At 70.8% G+C, this 11,576-nt stretch carries 10 protein-coding genes and 1 pseudogene; 8 read left to right on the forward strand and 3 right to left on the reverse strand.

Going from position 1 to position 11,576, the window contains the following annotated elements:
• Together D9T14_RS05765 and D9T14_RS05770 are read right to left on the reverse strand one after the other, a co-directional pair.
• Positions 1 to 1,911, reverse strand: coding sequence for a BglG family transcription antiterminator (locus D9T14_RS05765; RefSeq protein WP_170175768.1), 1,911 nt, complete (start codon positions 1,909 to 1,911; stop codon positions 1 to 3).
• Between the two features lie 90 nt (positions 1,912 to 2,001).
• Positions 2,002 to 2,805, reverse strand: a complete 804-nt coding sequence (locus tag D9T14_RS05770; RefSeq protein ID WP_119161337.1) for a sorbitol-6-phosphate dehydrogenase subunit — start codon at positions 2,803 to 2,805, stop codon at positions 2,002 to 2,004.
• Between the two features lie 322 nt (positions 2,806 to 3,127).
• Here D9T14_RS05770 and D9T14_RS13615 point away from each other — a divergent pair, with 322 nt between their 5' ends.
• The 4 genes from D9T14_RS13615 to D9T14_RS05790 all read left to right on the forward strand — a co-directional run bounded on the left by D9T14_RS13615 (position 3,128) and on the right by D9T14_RS05790 (position 5,109).
• A complete protein-coding gene (locus D9T14_RS13615; RefSeq protein WP_170175767.1) occupies positions 3,128 to 3,796 on the forward strand; it encodes a transaldolase family protein in 669 nt (222 codons plus the stop codon).
• A 233-nt stretch (positions 3,797 to 4,029) separates the two neighbouring features.
• The gene (locus D9T14_RS05780) at positions 4,030 to 4,308 is read left to right on the forward strand and encodes a ribbon-helix-helix protein, CopG family (protein ID WP_119161339.1); all 279 of its coding nucleotides are present in this window, start codon (positions 4,030 to 4,032) and stop codon (positions 4,306 to 4,308) included.
• The gene (locus tag D9T14_RS05785; protein ID WP_119161340.1) at positions 4,305 to 4,574 is read left to right on the forward strand and encodes a type II toxin-antitoxin system RelE family toxin; all 270 of its coding nucleotides are present in this window, start codon (positions 4,305 to 4,307) and stop codon (positions 4,572 to 4,574) included. The genes D9T14_RS05780 and D9T14_RS05785 overlap by 4 nt, the downstream gene beginning before the upstream one ends.
• A gap of 355 nt (positions 4,575 to 4,929) precedes the next feature.
• A complete protein-coding gene (locus D9T14_RS05790; protein WP_119161341.1) occupies positions 4,930 to 5,109 on the forward strand; it encodes a hypothetical protein in 180 nt (59 codons plus the stop codon).
• Between the two features lie 122 nt (positions 5,110 to 5,231).
• Here D9T14_RS05790 and asnB read toward each other — a convergent pair whose 3' ends face one another.
• A complete protein-coding gene (asnB, locus tag D9T14_RS05795; RefSeq protein ID WP_119161409.1) occupies positions 5,232 to 7,130 on the reverse strand; it encodes an asparagine synthase (glutamine-hydrolyzing) in 1,899 nt (632 codons plus the stop codon).
• A 372-nt stretch (positions 7,131 to 7,502) separates the two neighbouring features.
• Here asnB and D9T14_RS05800 point away from each other — a divergent pair, with 372 nt between their 5' ends.
• The 4 genes and pseudogenes from D9T14_RS05800 to hemE all read left to right on the forward strand — a co-directional run bounded on the left by D9T14_RS05800 (position 7,503) and on the right by hemE (position 11,574).
• Positions 7,503 to 8,753, forward strand: coding sequence for a glutamyl-tRNA reductase (locus tag D9T14_RS05800; protein WP_170175765.1), 1,251 nt, complete (start codon positions 7,503 to 7,505; stop codon positions 8,751 to 8,753).
• Positions 8,750 to 9,667: a hydroxymethylbilane synthase gene (gene hemC, locus D9T14_RS05805; RefSeq protein WP_119161343.1), complete on the forward strand. Its 918-nt coding sequence runs from the start codon at positions 8,750 to 8,752 to the stop codon at positions 9,665 to 9,667. The genes D9T14_RS05800 and hemC overlap by 4 nt, the downstream gene beginning before the upstream one ends.
• Positions 9,664 to 10,398 (forward strand): annotated as a pseudogene (locus D9T14_RS14440) (uroporphyrinogen-III synthase); the annotation flags it as partial. The gene hemC and the pseudogene D9T14_RS14440, both read left to right, overlap by 4 nt.
• Before the next feature lie 108 nt (positions 10,399 to 10,506).
• Positions 10,507 to 11,574 carry a uroporphyrinogen decarboxylase gene (gene hemE / locus D9T14_RS14445; protein WP_232012565.1) on the forward strand — a complete coding sequence of 356 codons (1,068 nt, stop codon included), beginning with the start codon at positions 10,507 to 10,509 and terminating at the stop codon, positions 11,572 to 11,574.
• Positions 11,575 to 11,576 lie beyond the last annotated feature (2 nt).

Raw genomic sequence — 11,576 nt, forward strand, 5'->3', positions numbered from 1 at the left:
TCAGCTCTCCTTGAGGTGGGCCGGGTTGTTGGTCATGTAGAAGAAGAACTGCTCGTACGAGGTGAAGCGGCCGATCCGGTCCAGGCCGGCCCGGTCGGTCGCCAGCCGGATCACCTCGTCGTAGATGTCGACGAGCAGCGTGTCGTCGTATTCGTTCTTGTCGGGCACACCGAGCAGGACGACCAGACGCAGGCCGTCCTCGCCCGTCGCGCGGGGGACGACGCCGATCGCTAGGACGATCCGGTCCGCATCGCCGGGCAGGGTCGCGTGGGGGAAGGCCACCTCGGGACTGATGAGCATGGTGGCCCGCTCCTGGCGTTCGCGGATGCGTGCGCCGAACTCGGCTGTCAGCCGGCCGGAGGCGACGAGCCGGTCGAGCATCACCTCGAGCAGTTCCTCGTAGCCCAGGGTGGGGTCGAGCACCATGAACCGCTCGCTGGTGAGCAGGCCGGCCAGCAGCGAGCGGGTGCCGGCTCCGAGCATCACCTGGACGCCCCGGTCGAAGCGCAGCCGGTTGATGTGGCGCAGCAGCTCGTCGCGGTCGAAGACCTCGGCCAGCCGGATCATCGGCGTCGAGGTGCGCAGCGGCCGGGTGGTCGTGGTGATGACGAGGTCGAAACCGTCCAGCACGTCCTCGGCCGCCTCGTCCAGGCTGAGCAGCGTGTACTGGGTGGAGCCGGCCATCACCTTCGCCAGTTCCAGCTGCACCAGCCGGGCCGAGACCCCGCCGCCGTGGGTCACCACGCCGACCCGGTAGGCCGGTGTGGTGAGGGTGCGATGCTCCTCGATGAAGACCTGGAAGTAGCCGGTGAGGAGCTGTTTCTCGTCGTCAGCGACGCGTAGGCGGAGTTCGCGGTCGATGACCTGCGCGGCGATGGTGGCCATCTGGTAGGCCACCGGGTAGGCGCTGCGCAGCTCGGTGAGCGGCCCGGAGGGAATGCGGATGCCGAAGCGCAGCCGGTTGATCATGAAACTCAGGTGGTGGGCGAAGTTCGTCAGCATCGCCGAGGCCGGGATCTCGATGCCCATCTGGGCGGCGATCTCGGACAGGATCTCCTCCAGCAGCGGACGGATCTCGGCGGAGGCGGGGAAGCGCTTCAGTCGTCGCCGGTCGTGCGGCGTGTGCATGCCGATGACGGGCAGCGTCATGAAGATGGCCTCGTTGTCGTCGACCGGCAGCTGCAGCGCCTCGCTCACCGCTGCGGCGAGCTGGGTGCCGAAGGCGTAGGCGCTGTCCTGGCGGACGGCCTCGTAGTCGTCGGGCAGGGCGCCGAGCGGGTGGCCGGTGAGCATGCGGTCGAGCATCACCGTGTACCAGCGGGTGATCTCCTGGGCGGCCAGGATCGAGACCTGGTACTCGGCGGCGATACGGTCGACGAGGTCGAGCAGGGGCTCGTCGACCGGATAGCCGGAGTACACAGCCGGGTAGTGGTGGTCGAGGATGTACAGCCGGCGGCTCAGCTCGTCGCCGTGCCATGTCAGGCCCCGGCTGGGGCGCCCGACGATGGTGATGCCGTAAGCGGCGCTGCGTTCGCGCAGGGTACCCAGGTCGTTGAGGACGGTGGAGCGGCTCACCGACATCTCGCGTGCGAGGTCGTCGACGAGGACGGGGCCGGTGGCGCGGGCGAGGCGGGCGATGATGTGGCCGCCGCGGGTGCTGGGGTCGTTGAACGAGGCGGAGTCGTCGACGAGTTCGGCGCGCAGCTGCGCATAGCGGTCATGGTCGATCACCCACAGGCGGTAGCGTCCCTGGTCGAGCCGCACCTGGGCGACCTTTCCGAGGACGGCGTTCAGCTCGTGGACGTCGTTCGTGATCGTCTTCGCGCCGACCCCGAGACGGTCCTGGAGCGCCTCGGAGTCGGCCGAGAGATGCCGTTCCAGCTGGAGGAGGATCTCTGCTCGTCTGTTCACTGTGCACCTGCCCGGTGAGGATGATGCGGCATTGCAGTGTCGGGGTCCGTGCCGGCCGGCGGTGCCCGGCACGGGCCAGTGGTTGTCCTGTCAGCCGTGCGATTTTCCGCCGGTGATGGTGACGGTCGTGCCCGTGATGTAGGAGGACCGGTCGGAAGCGAGGAAGCACACGACGTCGGCGATCTCGTCGAGCGTTCCGGGGCGGCCCAGCGGGATGGACTTGCTGTAGTCGGGCGACAGCTGGTCGACGGTCGTGTTGCGCGTGTAGGCGAGTGCCTCATTGTAGGCGGGGCTGCGCAGACCGGTCGGTTCGAGGATGCCGGGTGCAGCGCCGACGACGCGGATGCCCAGCGGGCCGAGTTCCTTGGCCCACGACAGCGTGAAACCGTTGAGGGCGCCCTTGGTCGCCGAGTACACCGACTGGCCCTTCGAGCCCTCGGACCCGGCCTCGGACGTGATGTTGATGACGATGCCCCTGCCCGCCTTGATGAGGCGGCGGGCCACGGCCTGGGTCATGAGGAACGCGCCCTTGACGTTCACGTTGACCATGAAGTCGAATGCCTTCTCGTCCAGCTCGTACTGCGGGGCCTCGCCCCTGGCGTCGACGAGCAGCCGCGGCTGGTTGACGCCGGCGTTGTTGACCAGGACGTCGATCTGGCCGAAGTGCTCCTCGACCGCGGCGACCGCGGCCTCGACCGCTGCCGCGTCGGTGACGTCGACGCTCACGTTGAACACGCCGCTGTCCTCGTCGACCCCGTCGGTGACGGTCAGGTCGAGGCAGGCGACCCGGGCGCCGGTGGCGCGCAGGCCGTCGACGATGTGCTTGCCGATGCCGGAGTTCCCTCCGGTGACGATGACGACTCGGTCATCGAGTTCCAGCCACGTGTTCGTCATGGATGGCTCCGTTCCAACTGCTGCTCGGGTGGTGACGGATTCGACGGTATGGTCTGTGTCAGGCGTTGTGAACGGCTTGTTCTGCCGTCGCTTTTCCGGTTCTCGGAAAAAGACCGGACCAATAGCCACCCCGGTGCCGGCTGGCGCATCATTTCATTGTGCAACCCCATGTCAGAGGGCTGTTGGAGACTTCATGGGGGTGGGGGATGCGCGTCGCCGGACGACACGACGGGGCCCGCGGCGGGTGATAGGACTGAATCGTTCTCGGATATTGAACCGAGCCTCACGACAGCACGTTCCCGCCGCAACGAAGGATTCCGCCATGACCACGCCTGTGCCGCTCGGGTTCTACATCGACTCCGCCGATACGGCGGTCCACGAGAAGTGGCTGCCCACCGGGGTCTTCCGCGGCGTCACGACGAACCCGACCCTGCTGAGGGACGCCGCCGTGCGCCTGGCCGACGTGCCGACGTTGTACGCCAGGTCGCGTGAGCTCGGTGCCTCCGAGTTCTTCGTCCAGACCTGGGGCGCCGGCGCCGAGGAGCTGTACGCCCACGCCCAGCGAATTCGCGCCATGGCACCCGAGGCGATCATCAAGGTGCCCACCACCGCCCCCGGCGCGCAGGCGGCGTTCCGGCTGCGGGCGGCCGGGGTCCCGGTGCTCATGACGGCGGTCTACTCGGCCGGGCAGGCGCTCGTCGCTGCCGCGCTGGGCGCCGAGTACGTCGCCCCCTACTTCAACCGGATGTTCCTGGCCGGCCGCGACGCCGCAGCCGAGATCTCCCACATGACCAGCGCCATCGCCCAGGACGGCTCGGGCCCGCTCGTCGTCGCCGCCTCCATCAAGTCGGCCCAGCACGTCGTCGCCCTCGCCGGCCTGGGGGTGCGCCGCTTCACCATCTCGCCCGAGGTCATCGCCGAGCTGTTCACCGACGAACTCGCGGCCGCCGCCGTCGAGGCCTTCGAGACCCACATGACCGACGTGCTCTGATACCGGGCTACCCGTGTGCGCGTCGGGGTGAGCATCCCAAGCAGTTCGGTGAACGTCACCCCCCGGAGGCTGCCCGTGTGCGCATCGGGGTGAGCTCAGACGGCCCCGGCGTGATTGTGACCAGGGGAGGCTGCCCGTGTGTACATCGGGGTGAGCCCGGCCGGGTCGGGAAGCGGAAGATGTCGCTCGAATTCGGCTGACGTTGTGACGTATACATCGTTTACCATGTATACATGGCTTCCGGTCTTGGGTCCCCGATCTCGGTTCGCGTGTCAGATGAGGTGAAGGAGCGCATCGCAGCGATTGCCCGTGCGACGCGCCGCAGTCAGGGTGACGTCGTGCGTGAACTGTTGGAACGCGACCTCGACGCCTTGGAATGGGAACTGCGCATCGCCGAGCGGGCTGCTGCCCATCGGTCAGGGCAGGCCGAAACGATCTCGGCTCGCAGGGTTGACGAGGAACTCGGTTTTGATGACGAGCCGGCCGCTGACGCTCTGGACTCCGTCTCGTGACGCAGTGGCAGCTCGAGTACGACCCACATGTCGTGCGCTGGTTGCGAAAGGCCGACCGGCAGACGGCTCGCCGCATTCGTGACGCTCTCACCGCCATCATCAGGACAGGCAACCCACGGATACGGGGTAAGGCGCTCACTGGGAGGCTGGCTGGTCTGTGGCGATACCGAGTGGGTGACTACCGGTTGATCTGTGACATCCGCGACACCGAACTCATCGTGCTCGTCCTCGACGTCGGCGCCCGGGACCACATTTACGACAGGTGAGTTCGGAGGGATGCGACATGGCGTTGGTGCTTCGGCCAGGTGATGCCTGCTGGGCCCGTGGCTGGGTCGTGGCCGAGGGAGGAGTGCTTCGGTTGAAGGCCTTTCCTGATGACAATCATGAGGGCATCGCTGTCATGGGGACAGGTGAGGTTGACCCCGGTGTGCGGTATGACATCAGCGGCCGGTGGACGGGGGGACGGGGTGCTCGTCGAGGAGCTTGTGCCAGCCCTGCATCAGGACCCCGACGGGATCGACGAGCGGGCCTTGGAATGGTGCCACGCGAAGGGGCCGGCCAGCCCCGTCACGGCGCGAAAGATGGAGTCGCTGGAGCGATGCCCTCGAACCATACGTCGTCATGGTGATGGGATCGGGCGGTGATCCGGTCCCGGGCGAGCCGTACGCCTGGCCCGCGGTCGAGTTCATCATCCTCACGCGGTGGGCCGAGGAGTTCCTCCCGCTCGCGCAGGAGGCGCACCCCGACGCCGTCCGGTTCGCCCTGCTCGTCAGCGCGGACCAAGACGAACTCATCGACTGAGCACCCCGAGCCCGCCCGGTCGCCGAGGCCCCGCTTCTCCGGGCAGTGGGATCGTGGATGACTCGGGGCGGGCAGGCCGGGTCCTGGCGGGCGGCTGCCGTTGGGTCGTCCGCGGTGCCGGTTTACAGCCGTACCGGGTACTCGGGGCGCGGCACCTCGGGGGTGATGGTGCCGGCGACGAAGATGTCGTACCAGAGCATGAAGCAGACGATCGTCCACACCCGGCGGGAGTGGTCGGCGACCCCGGCGCGGTGCTCGTCCAGCAGCGTCATGGCCGCCTTCGGGTCGATGAACTCGTCGGTGGGGGAGTTCGTGATGATGTCGCGCGCCCAGGCGTAGGAGTCGCCCTTGAGGTAGACGCGGGTCGGCACCGGGAAGCCGAGCTTGCGGCGGTGCAGCACGTGGGCCGGCACGATCCGCTCCAGGGCCTTGCGCATGGCGTACTTCGTGGTGTTCTCGGCCAGCTTCTCGCTCATCGGGATGTGCCGGGCCACCTCGAAGACCTCCTTGTCGAGGAACGGCACCCGCAGCTCCAGCGAGTTCGCCATCGTCATCCGGTCGGCCTTGACGAGGATGTCGCCGCGCAGCCAGCTGAACAGGTCGACGTGCTGCATGCGCTGCACCGGGTCCCATCCCTGCGAGAGCGCGTAGGCGGGGTCGGTGACGTCGTGGAAACTGATCGACGGGTCGTAGCTGCGCAGCAGGCCCGGCAGCTGGTCCTCGCGGAAGATGCGGGCGTTGCCGTAGTAGCGGTCCTCCAGCCGCAGGGCGCCGCGCCGCAGCATGTCCTTGCCGCGCATGCCGTTCGGCAGCACCCGGCTGACCGCCCCGAGGCCGCGGCGCAGGGCGCCGGGCAGCCTCTCGAACGGGGCCAGCGAGACCGGCTCGTGGTAGATCGTGTAGCCGCCGAAGAACTCGTCGGCGCCCTCGCCCGACAGCACCACCTTGACGTGCTTGCGGGCCTCGTTCGCGACGAAGTACAGCGGCACCAGGGCCGGGTCGGCGACCGGGTCGTCGAGGTACCAGATGATGAGCGGCAGGGTCTTGGTGAGTTCCTCCTCGGTGACCCAGCGGGTGACGTGCTCGACGCCGATGGCCTTCGCCGACTCGTCGGCGACGTCGTTCTCCGAGTAACCCTCGGCCTTGAACGCGGCGGTGAAGGTGAGCAGGTCGGGGTTGTAACGCTTGGCCAGGGCGGCGATCGCCGTCGAGTCGATACCGCTGGACAGGAACGAGCCGACCGTCACGTCGGCGCGCATGTGCTTGGCGACCGAGTCGTCGAGCACGGCGGCGATCCGGTCGTAGAGGTCCTCCTGGGCCTGGACGCCGACGACCGGCTTGGAGTCGAAGACGGGGTGGAAGTAGCGGGTCTGCTCGAAGCGGCCGTCCTCGATAGTGAAGGAGCAGCCGGACTCGATCTTGGTGAGCCTGGCGTCCAGGGACTCCGGCTCGGGCGCGTACTGCAGGACGAGGTAGTGCTGCAGGGCGCGGGTGTTCACCTCGGCCGTGCCGGTGAGTTCGCGCAGGCTCTTGGCCTCGGAGCTGAACGCGAAACCGTCCTCGGTGGTGGCGGTGTACAGCGGCTTGATGCCGAACCAGTCGCGGGCGCCGAAGGCCTTCTGCTCCTTGGTGTCCCAGATGACGAAGGCGAACATGCCCCGCAGCCTGGAGACCCAGGCGGCGCCGTGGTAGTGGTAGCCGGCGACGATGGCCTCGCCGTCGCCCTCGGTGCGGAAGAGGGCGCCGTCGTCGGCGGCCAGCTCGGCGCGCAGCTCCAGGTAGTTGTAGATCTCGCCGTTGAAGACCATCCAGTAGCGGTCCGGTTCCTCGGGGGTGCCCCAGCACAGCGGCTGCCCGGAGTTCTCGATGTCGATGATCGACAGCCGGTTGAAGCCCATCACGACTCGGTCGTCGTGCCAGACCTCGGTGTCATCGGGGCCGCGGTGGCGCTGCTGGACCATTCCCGCCCGCACCTGCTCGACGCGCTCGGTGCGCAGGGTGCCGGTGGAGATGAACGTCATGAAACCGCACACGAGATGACTGCCTTCCTGCCGGGTCCGCGGCATCGGGGAGGAGGCCGCTTCCCCAAGTATGGCCGATGCGGGCGGCCGCTGCGGGCCCGATGCTGCCGGGCGGCCTTCGGGGCATGGCCCTGGACCGGGCCCCTCGCGCCCCGCCGGTGCCCCGTCGGCAGTGACGACATTCAAGTGCCGTGGCATCTCGATGCCATGCCCGATAGCGCCCTCGGCGGGGGCGGGCTGTGAAGGGGGCAGATCGATGGATACAGCCGAAGGCATAATTTGGGACTATTTCTGCCCGGAAACCGGGGTGAGACGGGATGTCGCCATTTTTGGGACTCACGGTCGCATCCTGGCAGGGCCTACTATGCCATCGTGCGCATCCAAGTCATCGGGGTGGATCACCGGACCGCCCCTCTGGCGGCTCTGGCCACACTGTCCGACGGTGGCGGGGAGCTCTCCCGTGTTCTCATGTCCCGGCAGGCCGACGTCGCCGGGGCCGTCCTGCTGTCCACGTGCAACCGGTTCGAACTGATCTGCGACACGGACGACCGGCTCGACGCAGAGCGGCTGCGTGCCCAGCTCGCCGCCCTGGCCCGCGAACTCGTCCCGGACGTCGACGAGCGCGCCCTGGCGGGCCTGCGCACGACCACCGGTGAGGCCGCCGTCCAGCACGTCTTCGAGGTCGCCGCCGGCATGCGGGCCGCGGTCATCGGCGACAAACAGGTGGCCGGGCAGCTGCGCCGCGCCTACGAGCTCGCCTCCGAGCGCGGCCAGTGCACCGGCCGCCTCCACCGCCTCCTCCAGGACGCTCTCACCAGTTCGCGGGCCGTCGCCAGCCGCACCTCGCTGGGTGCCGCCGGCCGGTCCGTCGCCGGCGTCGGTCTCGACATGGCCGGCCTGCCCGGCGGCCTGCGCGGCAGGAGGGTGCTCCTCGTGGGCACCGGCGCCTTCGCCCGCGTCGTCTTCGCAGAACTCGGGACGCGCCGCTCCGGCCGGGTCTTCTGCTGGTCGGCCTCCGGCCGCGCCGAGCAGTTCGCCGCCCGCCACGACGTCGTCCCGCTGGCCGACTCGGAGTTCGCCGACGGCGTCGCGGCCGCCGACCTCATCGTCACCTGCAGCGGCACCGGCACCGAGCTGAGCGCGGAGGGCCTGCTGGCCGGCCGCCCCGAACTCGCCAGGCCCGGGTCGTTCCCCATCGTCGACCTCTCCCTCGGCGGCGACCTCGCCGAGGACGCCAAGGACCTGCCCGGCGTCCGCCTCGTCACCCTGGAGCAGGTGCGCGACCGGGCCGACGAGGCCCAGCGCGATGTCATCGACCAGGCCCAGCAGGTCGTCGACAGGGGCGTCGCCAGACACCTTGCCAAGGAACGCTCCCGCGGCGCCGATCCCGCCATCGCCGCCATGCGCTCCGAGGTGGGCGTCCTCGTCGACCGCGAGATCGCCCGGGTGCGCGCCCGCGAGTCCGAGGAGGTCTGCGAGGCCGTCGAACGCTCGCTGCGTCACCTGACCGGCGTCCTGCTCCACACCCCTTCCCTCCGCGGCAGCCGGCTCGCCGAGGAGGGGCGGGTCGACGAGTTCGTCACGGCCCTCGACGTGCTGCTGGGGATCGAGGTCGACGAATGACCTGGAAGACCTGGACAGAGCCGCTGCGCATCGGCACCCGCGGCTCCAGGCTGGCCGTCGCGCAGACCCTGACGGTCGCCGAACTCATCGAGAACGCCACCGGAGGCGTGGCCGAACTCGTCCGCGTACGCACCGAGGGCGACGACCTGTCGATCCCGCTGTCCGCCCCGCCCCGCCCGGGGGCCTTCGCCGCCCGGCTGCGCGACGTGCTGTCCGCAGGGGGCGTCGACGTCGCCGTCCACTCCTTCAAGGACCTGCCGTTCGCGCCCGAACCCGGCCTGCGGGTCGTCGCCGTGCCCCGGCGCGTCAGCGCACTGGACGCCCTCGTCAGCCGCGACCGACTGACGCTCGCCGAGCTGCCCGCCGGCGCCCGGGTCGGCACGTCGAGCCCCCGCCGCGCCGCCGCGCTGCTGCGCGCCCGCCCCGACCTCCAGATCGTCCCGATCCGCGGCAACGTCGACACCCGCGTGTGCAAGGTCCGCAGCGGCGAGGTGGACGCCGCCGTCCTGGCCGCCGCCGGCCTGCAGCGCATCGACCGCGGCGACGAGATCACCGAACCCATCGACCCCGCCGTCCTCGTCCCCGCCCCGGGCCAGGGGGCCCTGGCCGTCGAGATGCGCGCCGACCACCCGATGGCCGCCGCGGTGGGCCGCATCGACGACGCCGACACCCGCCTGCGCGTCACCGCCGAACGCCAGGTGCTCGCCGGCGTCCAGGCCACCTGCACGACCGCCGTCGGCGCCCACAGCGAACTGGACGGCCGCACCCTGCGGCTCACCGCCGAGCTGTCCGGCCACCTCGGCGTCGACTACGCACGCGTCGAGGTCAGCGCCGAACTCGGCGACGAGCCCCTCGCCGACGCCGTCGCGCTCGGCTCCCGCGCCGCCGCCGAACTGCTGGGAGGTGCCCGGTGAGCAGCCCCGACCGCAGGCCGGTCCTGCTCATCCGCCCCGACGGCAACGAGCGGGACGCCGCCGCGCTCGACGCCCACGGCATCGCCAGCAGCATCGACCCCTACCTGGTGAACCGCGCCTGCGACGACCCGATGCCGGCCCGCCGCCTGGTGGGGCTGCTGTCGGCGGCCGGCGCCCAGACTGCCCTCGTCATCACATCGCCGCGCACCTGGGGCCACCTCGAGGCGGCGGCCGGGGCAGGACCACTGGAACGCGCCGTCGCCACCGCCCTCAACCAGGGCCTGCGCGTGTTCGCCACCGGCCGCGGCACCCTCGACACCCTGCCCGAGGCCCTGGCCGACCGCGCCGAGACCGCACCCACCGCGAAGGCCCTCGTCGAACTGCTCAACGACATCGTCCTGCCGCAGATCCGCGCCCTGCCGATGCCCGTCGTCGAACCCCTGGCCATCCTGCCCGGCAGCCGGATAGCCCGCGCCGAGCTGCCCGAGGGCCTGCGCGCCGGCGGCTGGCGCGTCATGCAGCTGCCCGTCTACACCACCGACAGCAGGCCCGAGGCCCCCACCAGCGTCGGGGCGCTGGCCCGCGGCGCCTACTCGGCGGTCCTGCTGCGCTCCTCCAGCGCCGCCCGCGCCCTCGCCCGGTTCGCCGGGCCGGAGGGCATCGGCGCCGGCACCCGCGTCATCGGCGCCGGCCCGACGACCAGCGCCACCGCCCGCGAGCTGGGCCTGGACGTCATCGAGTGCACCAGCACCGCCCCCGCCGCCCTGGCCGCCGAGCTCGCCGGCATCCTCGGCGCCCCCGGCGCCGGAGCGCAGGGCGGGGGAGCGGCCGGGGACGAGCTGGGCCCCGAGCACCCGAGCCGCCGCCCCGGCGTCGCCGCCGGCCCGCTGCTGCGGGCCGCCCGGGGCGATCGCCCCGAGCGCACGCCCGTGTGGTTCATGCGCCAAGCCGGACGCTCCCTGCCCGAGTACCGGGCCGCCCGCGAGGGCACCGGGATGCTCGAGAGCTGCCTGAACCCGGCGCTGGCCGCCGAACTGACCCTGCAGCCCGTGCGCCGCTACGGAGTCGACGCCGCGATCTTCTACTCCGACATCATGGTGCCGCTGAAGCTGGCGGGCGTCGGCGTCGACATCGCCCCCGGCGTCGGGCCCGTGCTCGACCGCCCGGTGCGCACCGCGGCCGACGTCGATGCCCTGCCCGAACTCGGCGACGAGGCCCTCGAACCCATCCGCGAGGCCGTGCGCCTGGTCACCGGCGAACTCGGCGACGTCCCGCTCATCGGCTTCGCCGGCGCCCCCTACACGGTGGCGTCCTACCTCGTCGAGGGCGCCCCCTCGGCCACCCACGAGCACACCAGGGCCCTCATGCGCGCCCGGCCCGAGGTCTTCGACCGCCTGCTCGACTGGGTGGCCCGCGCCGACATCGCCTTCCTGCGCGCCCAGGTGCTCGCCGGCGCCAGCGCCATCCAGCTGTTCGACTCCTGGGCCGGCCGGCTGTCCGAGGCCGACTACCTCGTCCACGCCCAGCCCGCGTCCGGCCGGGTGCTGCGGGCGATCGGCCGGCTCGGCGTCCCGCGCATCCACTTCGGCACCGGCACCGCCGGGCTGCTGCGCGCCATGCGCGACGCCGGGGCCGACGTCATGGGCGTCGCCGCCGACCTCACACTCGCCCGGGCCAACGACCTGCTCGGCGGCGGCACCGTGCTGCAGGGCAATCTCGACCCGGCGCTGCTGTCCGGTCCGATCGAGGCCATCGACGCCGCACTGGGACGGATCCTCGCGGAGGGGCGCCGGGCCCCCGCCCACATCGTCAACCTGGCACACGGGGTCCCCAAGGACACGAACCCGCAGGTGCTCGCACACATCGTCGACGTCGTGCACGGCGCCGGCGCGGAGAAAGGAGAATGATC

The sequence above is a fragment of the Propionibacterium australiense genome, assembly GCF_003666605.1.
In the GTDB taxonomy this organism is placed as follows: Bacteria; Actinomycetota; Actinomycetes; order Propionibacteriales; family Propionibacteriaceae; genus Propionibacterium; species Propionibacterium australiense.

Coding starts and splice junctions, on each gene's coding strand:
- D9T14_RS05770 (WP_119161337.1), bottom strand. CDS start 2,805: ATGACGAACACGTGGCTGGAACTCGATGACCGAGTCGTCATCGTCACC.
- D9T14_RS13615 (WP_170175767.1), top strand. CDS start 3,128: ATGACCACGCCTGTGCCGCTCGGGTTCTACATCGACTCCGCCGATACG.
- D9T14_RS05780 (WP_119161339.1), top strand. CDS start 4,030: ATGGCTTCCGGTCTTGGGTCCCCGATCTCGGTTCGCGTGTCAGATGAG.
- D9T14_RS05790 (WP_119161341.1), top strand. CDS start 4,930: ATGGTGATGGGATCGGGCGGTGATCCGGTCCCGGGCGAGCCGTACGCC.
- asnB (WP_119161409.1), bottom strand. CDS start 7,130: ATGACGTTCATCTCCACCGGCACCCTGCGCACCGAGCGCGTCGAGCAG.
- hemC (WP_119161343.1), top strand. CDS start 8,750: ATGACCTGGAAGACCTGGACAGAGCCGCTGCGCATCGGCACCCGCGGC.